At 61.8% G+C, this 23,335-nt stretch carries 23 protein-coding genes; 12 read left to right on the forward strand and 11 right to left on the reverse strand.

Going from position 1 to position 23,335, the window contains the following annotated elements; genetic code table 11:
• The first annotated feature begins 2 nt into the window (after positions 1-2).
• The 5 genes from JFN93_RS05350 to JFN93_RS05370 all read left to right on the forward strand — a co-directional run bounded on the left by JFN93_RS05350 (position 3) and on the right by JFN93_RS05370 (position 5,608).
• Positions 3-371: a response regulator gene (locus JFN93_RS05350; protein WP_199382972.1), complete on the forward strand. Its 369-nt coding sequence runs from the start codon at positions 3-5 to the stop codon at positions 369-371.
• A gap of 328 nt (positions 372-699) precedes the next feature.
• A complete protein-coding gene (locus tag JFN93_RS05355) occupies positions 700-2,763 on the forward strand; it encodes a response regulator (RefSeq protein ID WP_236021544.1) in 2,064 nt (687 codons plus the stop codon).
• A gap of 15 nt (positions 2,764-2,778) precedes the next feature.
• Positions 2,779-3,591 carry a substrate-binding domain-containing protein gene (locus tag JFN93_RS05360; protein WP_199382973.1) on the forward strand — a complete coding sequence of 271 codons (813 nt, stop codon included), beginning with the start codon at positions 2,779-2,781 and terminating at the stop codon, positions 3,589-3,591.
• Positions 3,588-5,168 carry an ATP-binding protein gene (locus tag JFN93_RS05365; protein WP_199382974.1) on the forward strand — a complete coding sequence of 527 codons (1,581 nt, stop codon included), beginning with the start codon at positions 3,588-3,590 and terminating at the stop codon, positions 5,166-5,168. The genes JFN93_RS05360 and JFN93_RS05365 overlap by 4 nt, the downstream gene beginning before the upstream one ends.
• The gene (locus JFN93_RS05370; RefSeq protein WP_199382975.1) at positions 5,168-5,608 is read left to right on the forward strand and encodes a response regulator; all 441 of its coding nucleotides are present in this window, start codon (positions 5,168-5,170) and stop codon (positions 5,606-5,608) included. Before JFN93_RS05365 ends, JFN93_RS05370 begins: the two co-directional genes overlap by 1 nt.
• Positions 5,609-5,790: 182 nt before the next feature.
• Here JFN93_RS05370 and JFN93_RS05375 read toward each other — a convergent pair whose 3' ends face one another.
• The gene (locus tag JFN93_RS05375) at positions 5,791-7,353 is read right to left on the reverse strand and encodes an acetyl-CoA hydrolase/transferase C-terminal domain-containing protein (RefSeq protein ID WP_199382976.1); all 1,563 of its coding nucleotides are present in this window, start codon (positions 7,351-7,353) and stop codon (positions 5,791-5,793) included.
• A 322-nt stretch (positions 7,354-7,675) separates the two neighbouring features.
• Between JFN93_RS05375 and JFN93_RS05380 the strand changes: the two genes are divergently transcribed.
• Positions 7,676-8,269, forward strand: a complete 594-nt coding sequence (locus JFN93_RS05380) for a TetR/AcrR family transcriptional regulator (protein WP_199382977.1) — start codon at positions 7,676-7,678, stop codon at positions 8,267-8,269.
• A 163-nt stretch (positions 8,270-8,432) separates the two neighbouring features.
• Positions 8,433-8,633: a hypothetical protein gene (locus JFN93_RS05385; RefSeq protein WP_199382978.1), complete on the forward strand. Its 201-nt coding sequence runs from the start codon at positions 8,433-8,435 to the stop codon at positions 8,631-8,633.
• 160 nt (positions 8,634-8,793) lie between these two features.
• Here the strand turns inward: JFN93_RS05385 and JFN93_RS05390 are convergent, their stop codons facing one another.
• The 4 genes from JFN93_RS05390 to JFN93_RS05405 all read right to left on the reverse strand — a co-directional run bounded on the left by JFN93_RS05390 (position 8,794) and on the right by JFN93_RS05405 (position 12,310).
• Complete coding sequence (locus tag JFN93_RS05390; RefSeq protein WP_199382979.1) at positions 8,794-9,687, reverse strand: protoglobin domain-containing protein; 894 nt, start codon at positions 9,685-9,687, stop codon at positions 8,794-8,796.
• A 148-nt stretch (positions 9,688-9,835) separates the two neighbouring features.
• A complete protein-coding gene (locus JFN93_RS05395) occupies positions 9,836-10,243 on the reverse strand; it encodes a DUF4870 domain-containing protein (protein WP_199382980.1) in 408 nt (135 codons plus the stop codon).
• A 135-nt stretch (positions 10,244-10,378) separates the two neighbouring features.
• Complete coding sequence (gene corA / locus JFN93_RS05400; RefSeq protein ID WP_199382981.1) at positions 10,379-11,446, reverse strand: magnesium/cobalt transporter CorA; 1,068 nt, start codon at positions 11,444-11,446, stop codon at positions 10,379-10,381.
• Between the two features lie 45 nt (positions 11,447-11,491).
• Positions 11,492-12,310 carry a hypothetical protein gene (locus JFN93_RS05405; RefSeq protein ID WP_199382982.1) on the reverse strand — a complete coding sequence of 273 codons (819 nt, stop codon included), beginning with the start codon at positions 12,308-12,310 and terminating at the stop codon, positions 11,492-11,494.
• 214 nt (positions 12,311-12,524) lie between these two features.
• On the opposite strand from JFN93_RS05405, the gene tpx reads away from it, so the two are divergent.
• The 4 genes from tpx (at position 12,525) to JFN93_RS05425 (ending at position 14,829) form a co-directional block, all read left to right on the forward strand.
• A complete protein-coding gene (gene tpx, locus JFN93_RS05410; RefSeq protein WP_199382983.1) occupies positions 12,525-13,028 on the forward strand; it encodes a thiol peroxidase in 504 nt (167 codons plus the stop codon).
• 174 nt (positions 13,029-13,202) lie between these two features.
• Positions 13,203-14,081, forward strand: coding sequence for an NAD(P)-dependent oxidoreductase (locus JFN93_RS05415; RefSeq protein ID WP_199382984.1), 879 nt, complete (start codon positions 13,203-13,205; stop codon positions 14,079-14,081).
• A 154-nt stretch (positions 14,082-14,235) separates the two neighbouring features.
• Entirely contained in the window at positions 14,236-14,436 is a 201-nt protein-coding gene (locus JFN93_RS05420) for a cold-shock protein (protein WP_199382985.1), read from the forward strand.
• A 153-nt stretch (positions 14,437-14,589) separates the two neighbouring features.
• Complete coding sequence (locus tag JFN93_RS05425; RefSeq protein WP_199382986.1) at positions 14,590-14,829, forward strand: two-CW domain-containing protein; 240 nt, start codon at positions 14,590-14,592, stop codon at positions 14,827-14,829.
• 314 nt (positions 14,830-15,143) lie between these two features.
• Here JFN93_RS05425 and rfaD read toward each other — a convergent pair whose 3' ends face one another.
• The 5 genes from rfaD to JFN93_RS05450 form a co-directional block, all read right to left on the reverse strand.
• A complete protein-coding gene (gene rfaD / locus JFN93_RS05430; RefSeq protein WP_199382987.1) occupies positions 15,144-16,127 on the reverse strand; it encodes an ADP-glyceromanno-heptose 6-epimerase in 984 nt (327 codons plus the stop codon).
• Positions 16,128-16,207: 80 nt separating this feature from the next.
• On the reverse strand, positions 16,208-17,269 hold the full coding sequence (locus JFN93_RS05435; RefSeq protein ID WP_199382988.1) for a response regulator: 1,062 nt from the start codon (positions 17,267-17,269) through the stop codon (positions 16,208-16,210).
• Positions 17,270-17,536: 267 nt separating this feature from the next.
• Positions 17,537-19,162, reverse strand: a complete 1,626-nt coding sequence (locus JFN93_RS05440; protein ID WP_199382989.1) for a GGDEF domain-containing protein — start codon at positions 19,160-19,162, stop codon at positions 17,537-17,539.
• Positions 19,163-19,166: 4 nt separating this feature from the next.
• Positions 19,167-20,213 (reverse strand): uroporphyrinogen decarboxylase family protein, encoded by a 1,047-nt coding sequence (locus tag JFN93_RS05445; protein WP_199382990.1) that lies wholly within the window; start codon positions 20,211-20,213, stop codon positions 19,167-19,169.
• Positions 20,210-20,842 carry a cobalamin B12-binding domain-containing protein gene (locus JFN93_RS05450; RefSeq protein ID WP_199382991.1) on the reverse strand — a complete coding sequence of 211 codons (633 nt, stop codon included), beginning with the start codon at positions 20,840-20,842 and terminating at the stop codon, positions 20,210-20,212. Before JFN93_RS05450 ends, JFN93_RS05445 begins: the two co-directional genes overlap by 4 nt.
• Before the next feature lie 403 nt (positions 20,843-21,245).
• On the opposite strand from JFN93_RS05450, the gene JFN93_RS05455 reads away from it, so the two are divergent.
• Entirely contained in the window at positions 21,246-22,679 is a 1,434-nt protein-coding gene (locus JFN93_RS05455; RefSeq protein ID WP_199382992.1) for a heavy metal sensor histidine kinase, read from the forward strand.
• Positions 22,680-22,729: 50 nt separating this feature from the next.
• On the opposite strand, the gene JFN93_RS05460 is transcribed toward JFN93_RS05455, so the two are convergent.
• Positions 22,730-23,323, reverse strand: a complete 594-nt coding sequence (locus tag JFN93_RS05460) for a hypothetical protein (RefSeq protein WP_199382993.1) — start codon at positions 23,321-23,323, stop codon at positions 22,730-22,732.
• Positions 23,324-23,335 lie beyond the last annotated feature (12 nt).

Here is a 23,335-nt window from a genome sequence, read left to right on the forward strand (position 1 = left end):
CTATGGAACGCAAACGTATGCTGATTGCCGACGACCAGATCGCGACCCGGGAAGCGCTGGCGAAATTCGCCAAGCTCGAGGGGTACGACGTGGTCGCGGTGACCAATGGTGTTGAACTTCTGGAGACGGTGAGCCGGGAACGGTTCGACGTCGTCATCACCGATCTCGTCATGCCCGGGATGAACGGCGTATCCGCCGCCGAGCTGATCCGAGCCCGGGGGGTCGAAACGCCGATTGTGGCGCTGACCGGCCTCCCCCTGCACGACGTGCAGGAGGCCTACGACGGATTTGCCAAGATCTACCACAAACCGGTCAACGCGAGCTCCCTGATGGACGACCTTGAGGCACTGCTGCAGCCACCATCCAATTGAACCGGCTCCCAACCGGCCATCCAGGGCCGGCCCCTCTTCCTCGTAGCGCGGGAAGGGGAGCCGGCCCTTCTTTTTTTCCGCGCGGGAGCAATCGGATCGCTACCCGACGCAACCCCAGTATTTATCGGCAATTGCATGCAACCCAGGTGGGCAGTTCCGGCTGGACAATGTATGTAAGTACCGGTGATCTCTATCACAAATTCCTTGCATACTTTGAGCATTAAGGTAATATTCGTTAGCCCTGGCTTAAGCTTGGGGTCTTCTCAGTACTTTTCCGACATAGCCCCGCCCGCCCGAGTATTTGTGGCCGTTCTTTTGTGGAGCAGCAATGTTTATGGATTTGGCCAGGCAGAAGAGAAAAATTCTGGTAATTGAAGATGATGAAAGCCATGCCGAGTTGATCCGTCGAGGCTTTTCCGACTGTGACAGTTCTTACGAGCTCACCGTTGCCGATTCCCTCCGCACCGCCCAATCAGAGATCCTTTCCCGCAGCTATGACATTGTCTTGACCGACTATCGGCTCCCCGACGGGGACGGCCGCGACATCATCGCCCACGCCGTCGACCGTTTTCCGGTGGTCCTGATGACCTCCCACGGCAACGAGCAGGTGGCCGTCGAGGCGATGAAGTCCGGCGCCCTCGATTACGTCGTCAAGAAGCCCGAGACCTTCGACGAACTCCCCCGGATCGTGGAGCGCGCTCTCAGGGAGTGGGACCTCATGGTCGAGCACCGCCGGGCCGAAAAGGCGCTCGAGGAACAGGCCCGCGTCCTCGCCCGCGAGGTGGCCGAGCGCCAGAAAGCCCAGGAGGCCCTGGAACAGCAGACCGTCCTTTTGAAAAAAGAGATCGCGGAGCGCCGTCAGGCGGAGGCCACCTTGCGCCTGAGCGAGGAAAAGTTCGCCAAGGCTTTCGACAATGCCCCCATGATCATGGCCATCTCGTCGCTGGACGACGGCAAGATCATCGACGTGAACCAGGTCTTTCTTCGCCTTACCAACTACCGCAAGGAAGAGGTGATCGGCAGGACCACCGTCGAGATCGGGCTGGTAACCGAGGAGATGCGCCAGCGCCTCATGGAGCTGATCCGGCAGGGGGACCACGTCCAGGGGACCGAGACCGCGGTCTGCCTCAAAAACGGGACCACGCTGAAGTGCGAGTACTTCATCGACCAGATCAACGTCGAGGGGCGGCCGCACCTTTTGACCATCGCCCTGGACTTGAGCGAGCGGCTCAAGCTGGAAGAACAGCTGCGCCACTCCCAAAAACTCGAGGCGCTGGGGCTCCTCGCCGGGGGGGTCGCCCACGACTTCAACAACATCCTCACCGTGATCGGGGGCTTCTGCGAAATGCTCAAGTACTCGATGGGGGGCGACGACCCGAACCGCTACAAGGTGGAGCAGGTCGCCGCGGCCGCCGACCGGGCCGCCAACCTCACCCGCAGCCTCCTCGCCTTCGGCCGCAAAGGTGAGATGCAGGCGCGCCCAGCCGATCTCAACGACATCGTGCGCGGGGTGGAAAAGTTCCTGATCCGGATCATCGGGGAAGACATCACCCTGCGCACCGACCTTTACCACGAGCGCCTGGACGTCGTGGTCGATTCCGGGCAGATCGAGCAGGTGCTCATGAACCTTGCCACCAACGCCCGGGACGCCATGCCCCGCGGCGGCACGCTCACCCTGACCACCACGCTGTCGCTCTCCCCCCCGCTGACGGTCTCCCCGCCTCACCAAAAGCCGCCGGAATGCTTTGCCCTTTTGACCGTCTCCGATACCGGCCACGGCATGACCGAGGAGACCCGCACCAAGATCTTCGATCCCTTCTTTACCACCAAGGACCGGGGCAAAGGGACCGGGCTCGGCCTCTCCATCGTGTACGGGATCATCAGCCAGCACAACGGGCTGATCGATGTCGAGAGCGCACCGGGACGGGGGACCTCCTTCCAGATCTACCTCCCGATCTCGGCGCGGGCGAGCGCCCGGCCGCCGGTACTCGCCGAGGTCGCACCGACTCCCTGCACCGAAACCATCCTCCTTGCCGAGGACGACCCGCACGTGCAGGACATGATGGCGTCCATCCTGACCCAGCGGGGCTACGACGTCATCCGCGCCTCCAACGGGCAGGAGGCGGTGCTCAAGTTCGCCGCGCACCAGGACCGCATCCGGCTCATCCTGATGGACATCATCATGCCGGTGATGAACGGCAAGGAGGCCTCGGAGCGGATCCTGCAGATCAACCCGGAGGTCAAGGTCCTCTTCACCAGCGGCTACACGGCCGACGTCATCAAGAACCGGGGTGATCTCCAGGAGGGGGACAACCTTTTGCGCAAGCCGGTGAAGGCGTCCGACCTGCTGACCAGGATTCGTGAAACCCTCGACCGGCAGGAGCCGGTCTGACGAAGGAGGTGGCAGATGATCCATCGATTCCTGTTGTTGGTCGCAGCGTGGCTACTCACCCTCCCGATGATCGCCGCGGCGGAGCCGGTCATGGTGAGCGGCTGCTCGGTAAGCAACCTCGGTTACCTCAACGACCTCGCCCGGTTCTACGAGAAAAAGACCGGGCAGAAGATCCTGGTGCGCGGCGGCGGCAGCATTGTCGGTTTGAGCGAACTGGGAGCGGACCGGGTCGACATCGCGGCCTCCTGCCAGCGCAAGATCCCCCCCAACAAGGATTTCCGGGTGATCCCGGTCGCCTGGGACGCCCTGGTCTTCATCGTCAACAAGCGCAACCCGGTGAACGAGATCACTCCCCAGCAGGTCCGGGATATCTACGACGGTCGGGTCACCAGCTGGAAGCAGATAGGGGGCGACAACCTGAGGCTCATCTCCTACGTCACCACCCCGGAAGGTCTCGGAGGGATCGGCGAAGCGCTGGAGAAGTACCTTTTGAACGGCAAGCGCCCCCAGATCGTGGCCAACTCGTCGCTGCAGGCCTCCTCGGTCGCGGTCTGGGAGCAGCTCGTCGAGCGCCATCCGGAAGGATTTGCCTCCACCGGCTACGGCAGCGCGCGCAAGCGCAACGTCAAGCTCCTCGCCTTTAACGGGGTCGCCCCGACCAAAGCGACCATCATCTCCGGGAAGTACCCGCTCAAACGGTACCTCTACCTGGTGCTCCCCAAAGACGCCAAGCCCGAGGCGCGCCGGTTCGTCGACTGGGTCCTGAGCAAGGAAGGGCAGACCCATATCTCCGCTCTCGGACTGCCGGCGTTGGCGGAGATTCGATGAGGAGGTCGCTGAACCACAAGGTCACCGGTTTTACCGCGCTGTTGCTTTTAGCCTTCGGTGCCCTCTCCTCCTGCTTCTACCTCTATTCCTACCGGGAAGGGGTGCGCAAGGAGCTGACCGCCCGGGGGGTGACCATGGCCGAATCGCTGGCCATGTCGGTCGACGAAGGGCTCGCCTCGGAAAACGTGGACCTGATCAGCCACATCAACAAGATCAGCTACGCCCAGGACGTGGTGCTGGCCCAGGTCTTCTCCACCGTCTGGATCGCCTACGATGCCTACCCCAAAAACGAGATGGGGGTCCCCCCTTCCGAACGGGCGGTCCAGTACTTCAAGGGACATCAAAAGACGCTTTTCTTTGACGACGGGACCCACGTCGAGTTCTACAGCCCGGTTTTCTACCACGACTACAACAAAAGCCAGGATTCCCGTTTCATCATCGGCTACGTCCGCCTCCAGCTCAGCCCGGCCCAGGCCAACGCCGCGCTGGGCCGGGCGATCATCGTCAACGTGCTCCTGTTCCTGGTGCTCACTGCCGTCATGATCGCCATCCTCACCACCTGCATCAGGCGGACCGTGCTCACGCCGCTGGTCTCCCTGCAGCGCTCGGTCGGCAGGTCGCTGAACGACGAGCTCCCCCAGAAGGTGCCGGTCGGGGAGGACGACGAGCTCGGGGTTCTTTCCCGCTCCTTCAACAAGATGTGCGATGCCCTCGAGCAGCGGGAGGCAAGCCTTAACGAACAGAAGGCGCTTTTGGAAGAGGAGGTTCTCGAGCGGATGTCGGCCCAGGATGCCCTCCTGGAGCAGGCGGGGCATTTAGAGGAGGAGGTCAGGGAACGCCAGGCGCGGGAGGCGGAACTCGAGGCGAAAAACGCCGAGCTGGAGCGCTTCACCTACACCGTATCCCACGACCTGAAGAGCCCGCTCATCACCATCAAGGGATTTGCCGGAGCGGTCCTCAAGGACCTGGCGGTGCGACGGTACAACCGGATGGACGGCGACCTGCGCCGGGTGATGGATGCCGCGGACAAGATGGGGCTCCTCCTCAACGACCTATTGGAGCTCTCCCGGATCGGGAGGATCACCAATCCCCCCGTCCCCGTGGACATGAACGCGCTCGCCGCCGAAGTACTGGCCCAGCTGTCCGGGCCGATCAGCCAATCGGGAGCGCAGATCACGGTGCAACCGGAGCTCCCCGAGGTTTACGCGGACCGCCCCCGGATCGCCGAAGTGCTGCAGAACCTGGTGGAGAACGCGATCAAGTACCGGGGCGACCGCTCCCCGGTCGCGATCGAGATCGGGAGCCGGGAGCCCGACGGCAAGCCGGTCTTTTTCGTGCGGGACAACGGCCTCGGTATCGCCCCGGAGTACCAGGAGACCGTTTTCGGGCTTTTCAACAAGCTCGACGCCCGTACCGAGGGGACCGGGATCGGGCTGGCGCTGGTCCGCCGCATCATCGACTTCCACGGCGGCCGGATCTGGGTCGAGTCCGAAGGAGTGGGAATGGGGAGCACCTTTGTATTTACCCTGCCGGGAGCTCCTGCTCCGGCAGCCACCACAGCTGGAGGAGAAACCTGATGACCGGTGAACCGCTTTGCATCCTTCTGGTCGAGGACAACCCCGATCATGCCGAGCTCGCGCTGCGTAACCTGGAAGAGTCCAAGCTCGCCAACAAGGTCTTCCACGTCGAGGACGGCGAGGCCGCGCTCGATTTTCTGCACCGCCGCAACCAGTATGCCGACGAGCAGAAGTTTCCCCGGCCCCACCTGGTCCTGCTCGACCTGAGGCTCCCCAAGATCGATGGCCTGGAAGTCCTGAAGCAGATCAAGACCTCGGAGGAACTCCAGAGCATCCCCGTCGTGGTCCTGACCACCTCCACTGCCGAACGCGACATCGCGATGGCATACCAGTACCACGCGAACAGCTACGTCTCCAAGCCGGTCGATTTCGATACCTTCAGCCAGCTTCTGCGCGACCTGGACTACTACTGGCTCGCCTGGAACAAGCGCCCCTGGTGAAAAGCAACCGCAGAGGCCGCCGAGGACGCCGAGATAACCGCCTCGCCCCCACCGCCGCGCAGCAATTCCGATAAGTCCACTCCGGCCCTGACGTCCACCTGGTCCATCAAGGCAAGGTCAAAAATAAAAAAAGGGGAGGATAGCCAAGGCTACCCTCCCCTTTTTGCCGGTTAAAGCGGATCCTACAGTTCCCAGTTCTCGATCTTCATGGTCCCCTTCTGGGCCAGGTTCACCTGCATCTTGAAGACCCGGTCCAGAAGCTGCGGCTCGTGGCCGGCCTTGCGGGCCAGGCAATCCTTGCAGGAGCGGTCGAAGTAATCCTGCAGCAGCGGCCGGTAGTCCGGATGGGCGCACTTGTCGATGATGACCTGGGCGCGGTGCTTCGGGCTCAGGCCGCGCAGGTCCGCGAGCCCCTGCTCGGTGACCAGCACGTCGAGGTCATGCTCGGTGTGGTCGACGTGGGGCACGTGCGGCACCACGCAGGTGATCCCGGTCGGGTCGGTCTTGGTGGGACGCGCCGACGGGGTGTGCATGATGGAGAGGTAGGCGTTGCGCAGGAAGTCGCCGGAACCGCCGATGCCGTTGATCATCCGGGTCCCCCCCACCAGGGTGGAGTTGGCGTGGGCGTAGATGTCGAACTCGATCGGGGTGTTCATCGCGATGCACCCCAGACGCCGGATCGGCTCCGGATGGTTGGCGATCGAGAGCGGACGCATCAGCACCTTGTTGCTGTACTTGTCCCAGTTCTCGTAGAAGCGCTTGAAGCCGTCCACCGAGAAGGAGAGCGAGACGGTCGAGGCGAAGTCGAGTTTGCCCGAGTCGAAGAGATCGAGCATGGTGTCCTGGAGCACCTCGGTCCAGACGTTGAGCCCGGAGAACGGCCCCTTGGCGAGCCCGCCGATGACGGCGTTGGCGATGGAGCCGACCCCGGACTGGAGCGGGAGCAGGTTCTTGGGCAGCCGCCCCTGCTTCACCTCGTTGGAGAAGAAGTCGATGATGTTGTTCGCGATCGCCTCGGAGGTATCGTCCTGCTCGCTGAAGGAACGCCCGTTGTCCGGACGGTCCGATTCGATGATGGCGATGATCCGGTCCGAATCGACCCGAACGTAGGGAGAACCGGCGCGGTCGTCGACCCGGCTTACCAGGTAGGGAAGCCGGCGCGGCGGGTTGATCGGCTCGATGATGTCGTGCAGACCTTCGAAGCTGGGGATGGAGGTATTGATCTCGATGATGATCTTGTCGGCGATCTGGACGATCTCGGGGACCGCGCCGCAGGAGGCGGTGAGCACCAGGTCGCCGTTCTCGGTGATCGCGGAACATTCGATGATGGCGATATCGAGCCGCCCGCCGTTGTCCTTGGTATAGAAGCCGTAGCCTAAATCCTGGGCGAACATGGAGAGGTGCTTGTCACCCATCTGGATCCGCCCTTCGTTGATGCCGGCCTGGATGTTCTTCCCGGTCTGGTAGGGCCAGCGCCGGTCGATCATGTCGAGGGACGCCCAGCGGTCCTCGGTTTCCGCGCCGACCGAAGCGCCGATGAAGAGGTTGAACTTCAGTTTTCCCTGCAGCCCGTTCTTCTCGACGTGCTCGGCAAGGGCAATAGGCACCATCTTGGGATAGCCGGCGGGGGTAAACCCGGACCAGCCGACGTTCATCCCGTTTTTGAACAGCGGGATGACCTGGTCCACGGTGGTAATCCTGGAATGAAGGCTGGTTTTCCTGATCCTCTTATGCAGTTCCGACATCTACCTCGATCCTCCTGACATGGTTTTTCACGTTCCAAATCGAACGTTCGTTCGGCGGGTATACACCATAGCAGCACGAGGTTTTATTTGCAAGACGATTAACGCGCTACGACTCGACTCGACAAGATTCACAAGTTTCGTCACGATGTCGCGGCTTACCGGGGGGAGCGCCATTCCTGGCGCGATCCGCCGGAGGCGGCGAAGCAGGGCCGTGGAGGTGCCCGAGGCGGAGCTTAAGAAGCGGAAAAAACAATTCGGGTTTGCCAATTCGTCTCAGATTTTGCTAAGGTAGGCGCCACGTCAGAGACCAAGTGGGGTAATCATGGAAAAAACCGACTGCCGCAGCAAGCTGCTGGAGGTGGGAACGAAGCTTTTCGCCGAGCGGGGATTGAACGGGGTGAGCATCCGGGAGCTTTCCCAGGCGGCCGGGACCAGCATTTCCATGATTTCCTACCATTTCGGCAGCAAGGAAGGGCTGTACTCGGCCGTTTTGGAGCAGCAGTTCGCCTGTTTCGCCGAGATCCACGAGATCAGGCAGAGGGTGGCGAACCCGCAGCAGATGATCGAGGAGTATCTGCGTTGGACCTTCCAGCGTCACCGCAACAACGCCTACCTGCTCCGCTTCTACACCAGCGAGCTCACCAATCCGACCATGTTTTTCGCCAAGATCGTGATGCCGGTGATCGACGAAGTGATCCGGACCCTGGCGACCGTCATCGAGGAAGGGATTCAGCTCAAGCAGTTCCGCGCCGACATCCATCCGACCAATGCCGCCCTCGCCCTGGCCGGGATGGTGAACTACTTCTTTTTAAGCGTGCATGCCACCGAGGGGCTGATCAGCCACTCCCCCGACCAGGACGAAATCCTGATCCAGCAGTACCTGGCCATCTTCACCAACGGCGTCGCCACGCCGTAGCCCTGCCCTCCCCCTCCCCCTATCCATCCACCAGTCCACCAGTCCACTCCGTCCCCCCCTGCGCTGTTGCACTGCCGCTGCAAGAAGGTCTAGACTGAAGATTGTGAACCAATCCTCACGAAGCGGGGCCCCAGCAGGACAGCTGCCCCGAGGAGGAATCAAAATGAAAAGGCTGATTGCCGTTTTGATAGCTGCCGCGATGCTACTTCCCTTAACGCCAGTTCCCGCGGCCCAGGCAACCTGTGACGCACCAAAACATGCCCCGAAGAAGGTAAAACACCACCATCGGCACCATAAACATCATCACCAGAAAGGGCAGGATCACCACCACCTGTACCTCTACGATCACAAGCCGCTGTACTGAGCGCGAGCACCAACCGTGGACCCGGGTCCACCGGGTCCACACAAAAAAAAGAACGGATAACGCCGCCGGCTTCAGCCTCGGGAGGGGGTCCACAAAGCTTGCTGCAGGAACGTCATCCGTTCTTGTCGTTTCTCGTTGCGACGGGGTCCGGGGCGACCGATCAGGTAGTGGGCTGGCTCCGGGCGACCAGGTAGTAAACGATACCCAGGATCAAGAGCGTCCCCGCCAGAAAGACCTGCGTCTCCAGCGCGTCGTGGCGCAGGGTGGAGATCAGGATCTCCCGGATCAGCGCCACGATGATCACCCCGATGAAGATGAGGATGTTGAACTTCCCCCCCTTGAGCGTCTTGATCTCGTTATCCATCAACTCGATCATCATCCAAAGGATCAGCAGCGACCCCAGCGCCGACAGGATCCCCTTCTCGAAGCTCCCCTGGAAAATGTGCACCAGGTCCCACCCGAACAGCGCCACCACCGACAGGGAAACCCCGGTCAGCGCCAACACGAGGATGAGGTTCAGCCCGTAGGTGAACCGTTCCGCCGCCTTGATCAGCGCCGACTCGAGCTTGCGGGACAGGAACACCTTGCGCAGTTCCTCCTCCTGGTAGGAGGAACTCATGATGTCCAGGTTGATATCGAGGATCTTCTCCACGGCGATCCGGTATTTGCGCCGCTGCTCGATGACCGGGAAAGTGGCCTGGAGCAGTTCGATGAGACAGCGCCGGATCACGTTCATCGCCGCGTTCACGTAGTGCGCGTTCAAGCCGCACCGGACGTGGGCCTGGCCGATGTGCTGCAGCCCGTGCAGGTATCCCTGGTCGTAGCGCCCGGAAAACAGGTTGATGAACCACTCCGCGTGGCTCCGCTTGAGCCGGAGCATCGACTTTTCTTCCCGCAAAAACGCCGCCGTCTCGGGAATGCGCATCAGGTACTCGTAGAACTCGTCCATGATGCGATCGCAGTTGTCACGGGCGATGGGAAGCAACTCTTTGAGCAGAGCCGCGTCGGTTTCCGAAAAGAAATAATGGTGCTTCACGTCTTCCATCGACAGCATAAGATCCTCCAAGGTAGCATCAACCTACCTTGTACTATACCCGCCTTCCGATCACAATCCCCGTTGCCGTATACACGATATTGCGTAACCGATCCCCGACGGTCGTGTCATTCAGTTTCAAGACGAACAAAGAGAGTGCCCACCAATGCTACTTCAGAAACTCGGCGCTCAAAGGAATCTGGAAATAGTCGCCGCGGCGGGATCTGACTGCCGCGATCATGGCCATGACGAGGGTGAAGAGCCCAAGGATGCCCAGAAGCGGTCCCATGAAGATCGCGGCAAACCCGGTCACGACGCCCACGACGCTCAAGCCCGAACCGAACGGGGTGAGCTGCCAGGAAATTTTAACTGTGGGAGCGCCTTTCCAGGCGCGATCCGCCGAAGGCGGCAACGCCCGCCGTTTACCACCACCGCTTTTCCTCGAAGCGATCAGCACCGCCCAATCGCGAAGCAGATGCATTCCCCACATAACTGCTGCCAGTACATCTTTAGCTGTGGGAGCGCCTTTCCAGGCGCGATCCGCCGAAGGCGGCAACTCCCCGCTATTTACCACCACCGCTTTTCCTCGAAGCGATCAGCACCGCCCAATCGCGAAGCAGATGCATTCCCCACATAACTGCGGCCAGTACATCTTTAGCTGTGGGAGCGCCTTTCCAGGCGCGATCCGCCGAAGGCGGCAACGCCCGGCGATTCACCACCACCGCTTTCTCTTGAAGTACACCACCATCCCGGTCGCAATCGCCGCCATGACCACCAGCACGACGGGATAGGCATACGGGAGGTCATACTCCGGCATGTTCTTGAAGTTCATCCCGTACCACCCGACGATGAAGGAGAGCGGCATGAAGATGGTGGCGATGATGGTGAGCACCTTCATCACTTCGTTGAGGCGGTTGCTGGTACTGGAAAGGTAGATGTCGATCATGCCGGAAACCGTGTCCCGCAGCGTCTCCAGGGTGTCGAGCACCTGGACCGTGTGGTCGTAGAGGTCACGCAGGTAGATCACGGTGCCGTCCTGGATCAGCTCCGAATCCCTGCGTTGCAGGCTTCCCACCAGTTCCCGCAACGGCCAGACCACCTTGTGCAGGAAGAGCATCTGGCGGCGGAGCCGGTAGATGCCATGCACCGTGGCTGGGGCCGGATTCGCGATCAAATCGTCCTCGACATCCTCGATCCGCTCGGAAAGCTGCTCCAGGACCACGAAATAGTTGTCGACCACGACGTCGAGCAGGCCATGCAGCAGAAAATCGGGTCCGGTGCTGCGCAACCGTGACTTTTCGTTCTTCAGGCGGGTCCGGATCGGGGCAAAGACGTCCCCGTCCAGTCCCTCCTGAAAGGAGATGAGATAGTCGGCGCCGACGATAAAGCTCACCTGTTCCGAGTGGATCTCCTCCCCGGGCTTTCCCGGCGAGATCATCTTCAGGACCACGTAGAGGTAATCGCCGTAGTCCTCCACCTTGGGGCGCTGGTCGGTGGCCAGGATATCCTCGAGAACGAGGGGGTGAATCCCGTAACAGGCGCCGAACTCCCGCAGCACATCCACCTCGGAGACGCCGTCGACGTTGATCCAGGAAACCGTAGGCGACGGTTTTCGGACCAGGCACTTCGCGAGGCTATCCACCTGGCGGTGATCCAGATGCGAGGCATCGTACTCCGTCACCTCGATCTGTGTGGCTACGGAACGCTCCCGGCCGATATGCATCAACGTTCCCGGGGCCATCCCCGCCTTCTTGGTACGGCTTCGTTTCGCTGTGGACATGAAGGCTCCGTTTGGTTCGACAGAAATAGATGCCGGGGATGAGGACTACATCACCCCGAGAATCCATCCTTCCACCTGGGCGACCCGGTATTCCGCAGGGGAAAGCATCGGCAGCAGGAAACGCTGCAGCGTGCCGGTCCGGTCCGACTCCTGGAGCCAGGCGGCTGCCGAATAGGCATCGTGCTGGTCCTGGTCGCGCTCCTCGCGGGCAAAGCTGCGGCTCCAGAGGGAGGGATAGACTTCGGCGATGACCGTTCGGTTTTCCGGAATCAGCCATCCGTCGAAGGGCCAGAAATGAATCCGCCCGGGAAGCTCCCGCCGCAGATACCGCAGCCAGGGAAGCCCGGAATGGGTCGACTTGGCCACCGAGCCGTGCACGTCGAAATGGAAAACCGACTTCGGCGTCCGGGCCCTTTCCTCGGTCAGCCTGCGCCAGCGGCTGCTTCCCATCCGTGCGGCGCCGTTCCCCACCTCCCCTTCCCGGATGAAATCGACGTAGGTATTATCTCCGTCGGTCGGCCAGTGTTCCTGAAAGTCGTCGAGAAACGCGGGCCAGTCCGGAGGCAGTTGGTGGGTCTCAAAGTAGCGCAGCGGAAACGAAAAGCCGTGATCGATACCGACGATGGTCGGAACATCCTCCCGGAGGCGCTCGGCCAGCCACTGCGCAATCCCCTTGCGGCTCCAATACTTCTTGGGACCGGGCGCTCGGACCTCCACCGGGAGCACGTCCCGCTCCCCCAGGTAGATCCGCAACCCTTTCAGGCTCGAAGTCGGCGTTTCGGCACCGGAATAATCGATGCCTATGTAGCGGCGAAAAACAGAAAGATCGACATGGGTCATGAGCTGGTCCGAAAGGCACCGCACCTGCACCTCAACAAGGATGGACCGGAAGGACAGGTGGCGTACCCAAAACGATGATGAATGATCGGCGTCAGGGTACTTAATATCCGATGGCACGACAAGAAAAAAGCCCGCCTGGAAATCCTGGCCATCGGCTATATCCCCGTTAAGACTTCTCCCGCTTGCATTTCGGCAATTGTGCCGTATCATTTCCCGAAAATTTTAGGTAGGAGGAACAATGCCGAAGATCACTTTCAAAGGAAACCCGATCACGCTGGTAGGCCCCGAACTTAAGGTAGGCGACGCAGCGCCTGATTTCAACGTCGTGGACAACGGACTCGCCCCGGTCAACCTCGCCACGTACCAGGGGAAGATCAAGATCATCAGCGCGGTCCCCTCGCTGGACACCCCGGTCTGCGACACGGAGACCCGCCGCTTCAACCAGGAAGCCGCCCAATTGCCGGGTGAGGTCGTGGTTTTGACCATCAGCCAGGATCTCCCCTTTGCCCAGAAGAGATGGTGCGGCGCGGCCGGCATCGAAAAGGTCATCACCCTCTCCGACTACCGGGACCGTTCCTTCGGCAAAGCCTACGGTGTGCTGATCGACGAGCTCAAGCTCCTTTCCCGCTCCATCTTCGTCATCGACCGAAACAACACCATCCGCTACATCCAGCACGTGCCGGAGGTGACCCAGGAGCCGGACTATGCCGCGGTCATTGCCGCGGCGCGCCAGCTTCTCTAAGGCGTTCCGGTAAGGCGGAATACCGCACTCCATACATCAAGCCGCGCTGCCAAGAGAAACTGGCAGCGCGGCTTTTTCATTCCCGTTGGCCCAGTCGCGCCTGATAAAGGTGCGCAGGCCCCGGCCGGCGCCGCAAGGGCAACAGATCCGCACCACCAGGACAAGGAGGCGATCATGAAGGTAGCGTTTCTCGGATTGGGCAACATGGGCTCGGCCATTGCCCCGCATCTCATCGAGGCGGGACACCAACTTGCCGTCTACAACCGCACCCGCAGCAAGGCCGAACAACTGGAAGCAGCAGGAGCCCGCATCGCCTCGACTCCGGGCGATGCGGCCGGCGACGTCGACGTGGTCATCACCATGCTTGCCGATGATCATGCCCTGGAGGAGGTAGTCTATGCCGAGGGGGGCGTTCTCGACGCCCTCCCCCGTGATGCCGTCCACGTCTCCATGAGCACGATCAGCGTGTCGCTGTCGCGACGGCTCGCGGATTCGCATCGGGAACGGGGCCAACGGTATGTGGCCGCACCGGTTTTCGGGCGCCCCGAGGCTGCGGCGGCCGCAAAACTTTTCGTCGTAGCGGGCGGGCCCGCAGCTGATATCGAACGGTGCCGCCCGCTCTTTGACGCGATCGGTCAAAAAACGTTCGTCATCGGAGACGATGCCCCGTCGGCAAACGTGGTCAAGCTCACCGGTAACTTCCTGATCACCACGGTGATCGAAGCACTCGCGGAAGCGACGGCGCTGGTGAGGAAATCGGGAGTGAATCCGGACGCCTTTCTGGAGATTCTCACCGGATCGCTTTTTACCGCTCCCGTCTACCGGACCTACGGCCAGATGGTTGCCGCGGATCGCTTCGAGCCGGTCGGCTTCCGGATGCCTTTGGGGCTCAAAGACAACCGATTGCTGCTGGCGGCGGCGGAGGAAGCCTCGGTCCCCATGCCGATGGCAAACCTGGTGCACGACCGTTTCGTCACCGCCCTCGCCCAAGGGATGACCGATGCGGACTGGGCCGCGATCGCCCGAATCTCCTTTAAAAATGCGGGGCTATGACGCTCCGGCGAGCGGCCCGCCCTCAATGTGAACGGGCACTGCTTAACTATGACAAATTAATTTTTGTTGCATTATCAACAAAACCTGTTATCTTCATCCCTGCCGGAGTCAAACAGTAGATATCATCACAACACGCACGGGGAGGAAGCAGGAAATGACGACAGGAACAGTGAAATGGTTCAACGATGCCAAGGGTTTTGGTTTTCTTCAACAGGAGGGTGGTGAGGACGTCTTCTGTCACTTCTCGGCCATCAACGGTTCAGGGTTTAAGAGCTTGAGCGAAGGCGACACCGTTTCGTTCGAGATCATCAACGGACCCAAAGGGCTGCAGGCGGCTAACGTCACCAAGTTATAGCAGAAGGGACATACCCCATAGCCGAAAACCCCGGAGCTGGAACAGCGACCGGGGTTTTTCTTTTGGTGCCGGCGAGGATTTACTCAAGCCCGGACCGTGTGCGACCGATAATGAAATACAGAGCATGAATCAACGCACACAAGGGAGGGCAACATGAACTGTTGGGAGTTCACCAGGTGCGGTCGTGAGGAAGGCGGAGCTAAGGTAGAGGAGTTGGGAACCTGCCCGGCCTTTCCCGACCATGGCACCGATTGTTATCGGGTCTCCGGGGCGCTCTGTGGTGAGGCCGGACGCGGATCATTCGCCGACAAACTCGCCCGCTGTGCCGCCTGTGATTTCTATGCCCTCGCCGAAAAGGAAGGTCCTTTCCTGCTGGTGGTCGGACAGCAGTGATACCGATCACCCTTTCGCATCGAAAAGCCCCGGGATGCCCCGGGGCTTTTTTTTTATCTTTGTTGCATGAGGCCCCTGTATCCCTCGCCCACCGGGAGAGGGTCGGGGTGAGGGCAGAAGCCAGAAAACTAAAAGCGAACGTCGCAAGCCTATGCCGCACAGGGGACTGGCTCCGCCAGGTGCCTGTCCCCCTCCCCTCCGGGGTGAGGGCAGAAGCCAGAAAACTAAAAGCAAACGTCGCAAGCCTATGCCCCACAGGGGACTGGCTCCGCCAGGTGCCTGTCCCCCTCCCCTCCAGGGAGAGTACCTGCGAGTTATTCCACCTCGTCGCCGAGATGCCGTCCCGGCACCAGGTAATTTCGCACGTAGTCCGCCACCGAATCCTCGAGCGGCGTGGTTGTCCCCGAGTACCCGGCGGCGGAGATTTTACCGGCGTCGGCACAGGTGTAGTACTGGTATTTCGGCCGGATCTGTTCCGGCATGTCGATATAGCTGATGCTCGCCTTTCGCCCCAGGGCGGCGAAGATCGCCTTGCCCAGATCGTTCCAGGAACGGGCTTTGCCGGTGCCGACGTTGAAGATGCCATGGGCGGCGCGGTTCTCCAGGAAGAACAGGGTCATGTTGACCGCATCCTTCACGTAGACGAAATCACGCAACTGCTCGCCGTCGGCGTAGTCGGGATGGTGCGAGCGAAAAAGGGTCATCGCCCCCGACGCCGCGATCTGCTCGTACGCCTTGAGCACGACCGAACGCATCTCCCCTTTGTGGTGCTCGTTGGGACCGAACACGTTGAAGTATTTGAGCCCCACCGCCCGGTCCAAAAGGGCGTTTCGCTGCAGCCAGAGATCGAAGAGCTGCTTGGAGTACCCGTAGGCGTTGAGGGGACGCAACTGCGGCAGCGTCGTCTCGTCGTCGCAAAACCCCAGGGCGCCGTCGCCGTAGGTGGCGGCGCTGGAGGCATAGATGAACCGCGCCCCTTTTTGCAGCGCAAAGTTCGCCAGATGCTTCGAGTACTCGAAGTTGTTGCGGATCAGGTAGCTCGCGTCGCACTCCGTTGTGGAAGAACAGGCCCCGAGATGAATGACCGCCTCGACCGGCTCGGAGCCGAGGGGACCGCGCAGCGCCGCCAGGAAGTCGTCCTTTTCCAGGTAATCCCTAAAGCGCAACGGGGCGAGGTTGCGCCACTTCTCCGTCTCGCCCAGGTGATCGACGATGACGACGTCCTCCCTCCCTTGCCGGTTCAGTTGCCAGACCACGGCGCTGCCGATCAGACCGGCACCGCCGGTAACGATAATCATGGGCATCCTCCCTTAGAAAATAACCGGGGCAAGGTACCACGAAATCACGACCGGCGCCACCGGCAAAGCCCGGCGCCCCGCTAGGCCGTCTCGAAATAGATGATCCGAACCACCTTTTCGAAGTACGGCACCAGCTCGGGATCGTACAGGGTGCCCGCGTGGGCGCGGATCACGTTCAAGGCGTATTCCGACTTGGTGGAATCGATGGAGCTCACCGCCTGTTCGATGCCGTCGGCAATGGCGATCAGCCGGGCGCCGACCGGGATACCCTCCCCTTTCAGCCCGTCCGGAAAGCCGGAACCGTCGAATGCCTCGTGGTGCCACCGGATCATCTCCCCGATGTCGCTAAGTTCCGGCAGCGACTGGAGGAGTTGTTGTCCTTTCACCGGGTGCTTTCTCTGCTCCGCGCCGTCCGAGTGGTCCATCTGCTCGCGGAATGCCGATTCCAGGTCCATCTTGCCGACGTCGTGCAGCAGCCCGGCGAGACGAACCTTCGCGACCATGTCGGCCCCGAGGTTCATCTTTCGCGCCGCGTCGCCGGCGATCTCGCTCACCATCCGGGCATGCACCCCGAACCCTCCCCCCATGAACTCCAAAATCCCCGAAACCACCTCGATCAGCTGGTGATATCCGCTCAACCGCGGTACCCGCTCGTCCGAGGCCATGAGGGCCTGACTGGTCTCCCGGATCATCGCGACGCTGTGCAGCAGGCGCTCCTTGAGATTGTGATTCCATTCCACCAGTTGTTTCTGGGCCTGCTTGAGTTCGAGGTGTCTTTTCACCCGCGCGAGCACCACGGGCACCGATACCGGCTTGGTGATGTAGTCCACCGCGCCGGCTTCGAACCCCTTGGCCTCGCAGGCCGCCTCGTCTACTCCGGTGAGAAACAGGACCGGGATATCCCGGGTCCGTTCGTCCTCCTTGAGCAGGCGGCAGACTTCGTACCCGTTCATATCCGGCATCATGACGTCGAGCAGGATCAGGTCGACCGGCGCGTTGCGCGCGGTTTCCAGGGCGTCCTTCCCCTTGTTGACGCTGGTTACCGAATACTCCCCTTTCAATATTTCCTTGAACAGATCGATGCTCGATTGAGCATCGTCCACGACCAGAATCGTGCCGCGTTTTTCACCGGTCTCGACCATGCCCGTCTCCTTTTGATTGCACTGCGCCAGGGGCGCCTCATTAAGCAAAACGCTCGATCCCGAAGCCGGGGGCGAGCTGCACCGGTGATAAGCCACCTGACGAAACCTTAAAACAGGATACGTGCCAAAACGGGGGCGCGCGAAAAAGGGTAACGGCGAGGCCAGGTTATCTCGGGAGGATCGCGGGGGGATCGGGTGGAAAGGGTGCGAAAAAAGGTAATCTGCGGTGGTTGTTAGACAACAGAGGTGTGCGTCGGCGTTACGCGGCTAGGTGGTGAGGTGGCAGTCGGGGTTACGCGGCGGGCGCGCTGGCTTGTCGGCGACGACGCGGTTGCGTCCGAGTCTCTTGGCGCGGTACAGGGCCCGGTCGGCGCCGGCGACGAGATCGCTGCCGTTCATGGTTCCGTCCGGCACCAGGGAGGCCACCCCCAGGCTCAGCGTCAGGTAGGGAGCGACCGCCGAAGAGGAGTGTTCGATCCGCGCTCGCTCCATCGCGGTGCGGATCTTTTCCGCCAGCACGACCGCCCCTTGGGCCTTGGTGTTGGGGAGGATCAGGGCGAATTCCTCGCCGCCGTAGCGGGCCACAAGGTCGGCGGCGCGGGAGATGCACCCGGTGATGATATCGGCGACCGTGCGCAGGCAGGCGTCCCCTTCCTGGTGCCCGTAGGTGTCGTTGAAGTCCTTGAAGTGGTCGACGTCGATCATGATCAGCGATACGGCCCACTTCTCCCGAAAAGCCCGGCGCCATTCCTTTTTCAGATACTCGTTGAAACGGCGCCGGTTGGCGATCATGGTCAGGGTGTCGGTGGCCGCCAGCCGCTTCAGCTCACGGTTCACCCGGTTCAAGGCCCGCTCGGTCGCCCTCACCCGCTGATAATTGCGGGCGCTGGCGATGGAAAGCTCGCAGATCGGGACCAGGACCGAAAGCGCCAGGTCGCAGTACAGCTCTCCGTATTCGGGAAAACGGATCCGCCCCACCACGATGACGCCGAAGGTCTCCTCGTCATGGGAGACGCGAAAAAGGCCGCTGCCGTTCTCGTCCCAGAAAAAGGTCCCGTCGAAATCGACGACCTGCCGGATGAGCCCCTTGTCCGGGCGGCGCGGCCCCCCCTGCAGCGAGTACACGCGAACCGGAACCCCTTCCTCGTAGCAGAGGTAGAAAAGTATTTGGGGGGCGAAAAGGAGGTCGAAGTTCTGGAGGATGAGGCGGATCGTCTTCGGCTCTTCGTGGACGGTGGAAAACTTTCCCAAAAGGTCCAGGGCCATGGCGTAATCGGACGATTTCTGGCGCAGCCGTGCCGTCGCCTGCTCGGCACGGTATTTTTCCAGCTCCAGGCGTCGGCTGAGGACGATGATGCGCAGGCTGCGGGAGAAGAAGTTGAGCCCGACCGGGATGGTCGTCGCGGGGAGGTCGACGTGCGCCGCGAACTCCTGCAGCGTGGCCGCGCTGTCGCTTTCCACGCCGGTGTCCAGCAACACCAGCATCCGGATCGCCTCCTTGAAAAAGGCGCGCAGCGCCTCCCGGTCGAACCCCCAGACCGCGGTCCGCTCCCGCCACTTCGCGAGCCACCCCGGCGTGATCAGGTAGGCTCCCCGGGCCATGCAGCGCTCGAGGAACTCCCGTTCGAAAAAAAGCGCGAGGCAGGGAGTGACGCAGTAAATACGGCAGGAGGAGCCCGGGGAACCGTCGGCGACCTCCCTGAGGCAGCTGTCTCCGACGATCTCCACGGCGACGGCGTCGTCGGGAAGCGAGCGGGCGATGTCTTCCCGGGTCAGGGGAGGGATGCCGCAACGCCCCGGGAAGAAAGAGGCGGTGACCCCTTCGAAGCCGCTCCTCCCCCCGAGGACCGAGAGGACTTCCCGGCGATAGTTCTCGCAAAACAGCAGATGCATCCGGTCACTCATCGGTTTGCGTCCAGGTAAGGGGATAGTTTCCCCAGGTATGCACCGCGTGAGAAATGGAGAGCAGCACCGACTCCGGCACCTGCCACGGTATCTCTCCGTGGTTGTCGGAGAGGATGAAGCCCCCGCCGGGACCGGCGCTGGCGATGGCCCGCTTCACCGCCCGGCCGGCATCGGCTTCGGACCAGGACCGCATCGCGATCCCGTTCAGATTCCCGACCACCGCCAGGCGTCCCCGACACGCCCTTTTCACCGCGCCCAGCTCCTCGTCCGTGCTGACGCTTACCGCCGCGGCCCCCGTGGTGGCAACATCGTCGATGATCCCCAGGCAGCGCCCCGAGGCAAAGGAGATGGCGGTCGTCCCCCGGATCCGTGCCAGGGTCCGCTGCGCGATCGGCAACCCGGTCCTGAGGTAGAGCTCCCGGGGCACGATGGTGGGCGAACCGACCGGATCGACGTAGGTGATGGAGCTCGCCCCTGCGGCGAGCTGGGCATTGGCCCAGGCAACGCAGAATTCCTCGTTGAGCGCCATGAGCCGTGCGAATGCGTCGGGACGGTCGTAGATGAGATCGAGGTACGCTTCGAACCCCAGCTGCATGACCGGCAGGGAGAAGGGAGCGATGACCGAGCCGATGACCGGGACCTCGTCCCCGGCCGCCTCCTTCAGCATGCGCAGCGTCTCCAGTCCCTGCAGCAGGCAGTCGGTTCGGCCCACCTCGGGGGGAACCAGTTGCCCGATCGCGTCAGCGCTCCGGATGATCGGGGCGCCGGCGTTGGGGGGGCCGTCATCCCGGAAGATCACCTCGCCCCCCCAGGCCTCGACCTCGAGCGCCGCGTAGGTGAAGGCGGTGAGGCAGTCGTGACCGTACTTTCGGCGCAGGCGAAGCTGTCCTTCGACGACATGACGCGGCCGGGAAAAGTATTCCCGGATGGTGAGTCCGAGTTCCCGCGCCCCGTGCAGGATGGGGAGCAGAAAGAACGGCACCCGGTCCGGCTCGCGGCAGGCGAGTGCGGCGGCGATCCGCTGCAGGGAAGTCATCATGCAATGCCTCCCGAGAACCGACGCACGAGCGTTATGGCGTCGGAGGCGGTGCGTCCCATGGCATCGGCTCCGACCTCGCGCCAGAGCGTGGCGTCGAACCGGAAGGGCGCGCCCCCCACGATCACCTTGAGCTTCAGTCCCGCCTGGTCGATCCGGCGCCTAAGATCCGCGATGTGGAGAGCGGCGGGAAGCATGAGTACCGAGAGGAGCAAGATGTCGACGCGGTCCTCTCGGACCCTGAAGAGCAGGCTCTCCAGCTCGGCCCTCCCGTAGTCGAAAACCTGGTAGCCGGCCGCCCGGAGCATGGAGTAGACCAGCCGCTTGCCGAGCATGTGGTAGTCGTCGAAGGTGGCGATGGCCAGCCGCGGCGCCCCGTGCCGCCCGCCCTCCCGGGGGGGGAGCAGCTCATCGATCGCTTCCTCGCAGATCCTGCCGGCCATGTAGATCTGGGACAGGGCCACCCGTCCTTTTTCCCACTCGGCGCCGATCTCTTCCAGGGCGGTCGTCATCAGCTCCTCGAAAGCAGCCTCGAGGCCGTCCGGAGATCCGGCTTCCAAAAGGATCCGGCGCACCCGGGACCGGTCGAGCGCGAGCAGGGCGTCTATGAGTAGTCCCACGGTGTGTGGCATGTAGATCCCATGTCCTTACTGACAAGATGTGCGGATACCTATGCGTCAAACAGTGTGCGCCACAGTCATGCGTGCTTGGGGATGTCACAGAAATGGCCTACCTAGCGAGTTTATCACCTTTTCCTTTCTGTGCCGTAAGCCGGACGTTACAAAACTGATTCGAGGGGATACGCTATGACAGTCGCATGGTATCGGGCACTGCACCGAGCGGTGTAATGGCTGCTATGACAGAGCTTTCGTTGGGACGCAAAGAGTGAGGCGAGGTCGGTGCCGAACCTTGGGACGATTTTCAAGCCGATACTCGTTGCGAAAGTTGTCGAGAACGTCTATATTCGCCCGAGTCCTCTGACAGACAACGGCATCCCCTACCGTCTTCGTTTCCTTCGGTACCGGCACTGGTTCAATGAACGCTTATTCCTCCCGCATGGTTCGTTCCTTCAGGAACAGCTCGATCAAGGTCCGGCTTTCGGTCCTGATCCTCCTTGCCTCCACCCTTTTTTCCTTCGGACTTTTCCAGGCGGTGCACAGCACCCTCCACGCCAGTCTCTCCCGGCAACAAAACGAGTTCGCCCACGACCGGCTCCGCATGTTGCGCGCCATCGTGGAGCGAAAGCAGGACTTTCTCCGGATCATCGGAGAGGACATCAAATGGGAGGGGGAAAACATCAGCCTCCCCAGCTATTACCTGCGCCTTATCGATGGCCGGGGCAGCGTCCTCATCGAGACGCCGGGGATGAAGGAACTGGTGCCGATTGCGCGGTTCGAGGCGGCCCGAAACCGCACCGGCAGCTCCGAAGAGATCTACCAATCGCCCAACGGCAGGTATTTTCTCCTCAAATCGGATGCCAGCAGTTCCGCCAAGCGGGCGGTGACCATGCAGATCGCGCTGGACGTGACCCCGGAGGTGACGGCGGACGCGGTCAACTCCCGCAAGATCGCGCTGCTGATCATCGTCTCGGTCTGGCTCCTGACCGCGGTCCTCCTGGTGGCGCTCGACCGGACCCTGCGGCCGCTGGACCGGCTGGTCGATTTCTCGGGACGGATTTCGGGGGTCCGGATCTCGGAACGGGTGGATTGCGAAGTCTGGCCGCTGGAAGTGCGGCGTTTGGGAGAGGCACTGAATGCGATGCTGGATCGACTGGAAGATTCGCTGATCCGGCTGACCCACGTCGCCGCCAACATGGCCCACGAGATCCGGACGCCGCTCAACAATCTGATGGGTGAAGCGGAAGTCGCCCTGATGCAGGCGCGGACCCCGGAGGAATACCAGAGGGTGCTGGAATCGGGGATGGAGGAATGCGCCCGGCTGACCCGGCTGGTAGACAACCTCCTCTTCCTGGGGCACGCGGAAAACCCGGCGATGAGCATCAGCCGGGTCCGTTTTGATCCCTTGAGCGAGGTAAAGAGCCTTTTCGGACAGTTCGCCGTGCAGGCGCAGGGCAAGGAGGCGCAGCTTGGCTGCCGTGGGGATCTTTTCCTGTATGGCGACCCGATGCTTTTTCGCCGGGCGATCAGCAACCTCTTGGCCAATGCCCTCTACTACTCGCCGCCAGGGGTGCGCATCGAGGTTGCGATCGAGGCGGGGGATGGGGAGATGAACCGGGTGACGGTCCGCGATACGGGGTTCGGCATCAGCGAGACCGATCTCACCCGCATCTTCGACCGCTTCTACCGGGGGGACCACTCCCGGGCCAACTATCGTGAGGGATCGGGGCTGGGTCTGTCGATCGTCAAGGCGATCATGGAACTGCACGGCGGCTCGGTGGAGGTCGCGAGCCGCGTCGGGGCCGGAACGACGTTCACCCTCTTGTTTCCCCGACCGCCGGAGCTGGATTAAGCGACGGCCTCCCCTCGTCTCACCTGCCTCTTGCCGCCCCCCTCACGCCCCTACTTCCCCCCGTTCTTACTCAGCTCGTCCCGTAACCGCTCCAGCCCCTTCACGTAGCTTTCGGCATCGCCGAACTCGAAGAAGCGGGGGTAGCGGCCATGGGCGGCGCGAATGCGCCGGGCATGCTTGATCGGGCACCAGTACTGTTCGGTGCGGGCGGCGATCTCGCGAAAGTACCCGGCAAGGCCGTTGCCGTAGGAGCAGTAGAAGCAGTTGAACTTCTCGATCACGTTGAGGTAGGGAAGGTCGGCCCGGTCAAAGATCAGGTAGTCGGAGCGCTTGACCTTGGAGATTTGGTAGATGGGAAAGCAGATCCACTGGTAGGTGGTGAAAAAAAAGTCCAGCAGGACGAACGGAAGAAACCCGAGGTAGATAATGGGAGCGGTGAGTATGTTCAGCAGGCGGGCATCGAGGAGGTACCGGAGCAGCCCGGTCTTCAAGCGGCGCTGCTGGCGCGCCACCTCCTCGGCGAAGCGAATCCGCTTCTCCTTGATGATGAAATCGAATTGTTCCCGCTTTTGCCGGTATTCGACCTCCAGTTCCTCTTCGAGCTCGTGAATCCTGCGGATCAGTTCATCGATACTGGGGGTCAAGGGGACTCCTGG

Origin of the sequence: Geomesophilobacter sediminis (assembly GCF_016458275.1) — a bacterium.
Taxonomy (GTDB): domain Bacteria; phylum Desulfobacterota; class Desulfuromonadia; order Geobacterales; family Geobacteraceae; genus Geomesophilobacter; species Geomesophilobacter sediminis.

What these genes read in the sequence shown, in the direction of transcription:
- JFN93_RS05350 (WP_199382972.1), top strand. Translation starts at nt 3, where the DNA reads ATGGAACGCAAACGTATGCTGATTGCCGACGACCAGATCGCGACCCGG.
- JFN93_RS05355 (WP_236021544.1), top strand. Translation starts at nt 700, where the DNA reads ATGTTTATGGATTTGGCCAGGCAGAAGAGAAAAATTCTGGTAATTGAA.
- JFN93_RS05360 (WP_199382973.1), top strand. Translation starts at nt 2,779, where the DNA reads ATGATCCATCGATTCCTGTTGTTGGTCGCAGCGTGGCTACTCACCCTC.
- JFN93_RS05365 (WP_199382974.1), top strand. Translation starts at nt 3,588, where the DNA reads ATGAGGAGGTCGCTGAACCACAAGGTCACCGGTTTTACCGCGCTGTTG.
- JFN93_RS05370 (WP_199382975.1), top strand. Translation starts at nt 5,168, where the DNA reads ATGACCGGTGAACCGCTTTGCATCCTTCTGGTCGAGGACAACCCCGAT.
- JFN93_RS05375 (WP_199382976.1), bottom strand. Translation starts at nt 7,353, where the DNA reads ATGTCGGAACTGCATAAGAGGATCAGGAAAACCAGCCTTCATTCCAGG.
- JFN93_RS05380 (WP_199382977.1), top strand. Translation starts at nt 7,676, where the DNA reads ATGGAAAAAACCGACTGCCGCAGCAAGCTGCTGGAGGTGGGAACGAAG.
- JFN93_RS05385 (WP_199382978.1), top strand. Translation starts at nt 8,433, where the DNA reads ATGAAAAGGCTGATTGCCGTTTTGATAGCTGCCGCGATGCTACTTCCC.
- JFN93_RS05390 (WP_199382979.1), bottom strand. Translation starts at nt 9,687, where the DNA reads ATGCTGTCGATGGAAGACGTGAAGCACCATTATTTCTTTTCGGAAACC.
- corA (WP_199382981.1), bottom strand. Translation starts at nt 11,446, where the DNA reads ATGTCCACAGCGAAACGAAGCCGTACCAAGAAGGCGGGGATGGCCCCG.
- tpx (WP_199382983.1), top strand. Translation starts at nt 12,525, where the DNA reads ATGCCGAAGATCACTTTCAAAGGAAACCCGATCACGCTGGTAGGCCCC.
- JFN93_RS05415 (WP_199382984.1), top strand. Translation starts at nt 13,203, where the DNA reads ATGAAGGTAGCGTTTCTCGGATTGGGCAACATGGGCTCGGCCATTGCC.
- JFN93_RS05420 (WP_199382985.1), top strand. Translation starts at nt 14,236, where the DNA reads ATGACGACAGGAACAGTGAAATGGTTCAACGATGCCAAGGGTTTTGGT.
- JFN93_RS05425 (WP_199382986.1), top strand. Translation starts at nt 14,590, where the DNA reads ATGAACTGTTGGGAGTTCACCAGGTGCGGTCGTGAGGAAGGCGGAGCT.
- rfaD (WP_199382987.1), bottom strand. Translation starts at nt 16,127, where the DNA reads ATGATTATCGTTACCGGCGGTGCCGGTCTGATCGGCAGCGCCGTGGTC.
- JFN93_RS05435 (WP_199382988.1), bottom strand. Translation starts at nt 17,269, where the DNA reads ATGGTCGAGACCGGTGAAAAACGCGGCACGATTCTGGTCGTGGACGAT.
- JFN93_RS05440 (WP_199382989.1), bottom strand. Translation starts at nt 19,162, where the DNA reads ATGCATCTGCTGTTTTGCGAGAACTATCGCCGGGAAGTCCTCTCGGTC.
- JFN93_RS05445 (WP_199382990.1), bottom strand. Translation starts at nt 20,213, where the DNA reads ATGATGACTTCCCTGCAGCGGATCGCCGCCGCACTCGCCTGCCGCGAG.
- JFN93_RS05450 (WP_199382991.1), bottom strand. Translation starts at nt 20,842, where the DNA reads ATGCCACACACCGTGGGACTACTCATAGACGCCCTGCTCGCGCTCGAC.
- JFN93_RS05455 (WP_199382992.1), top strand. Translation starts at nt 21,246, where the DNA reads ATGAACGCTTATTCCTCCCGCATGGTTCGTTCCTTCAGGAACAGCTCG.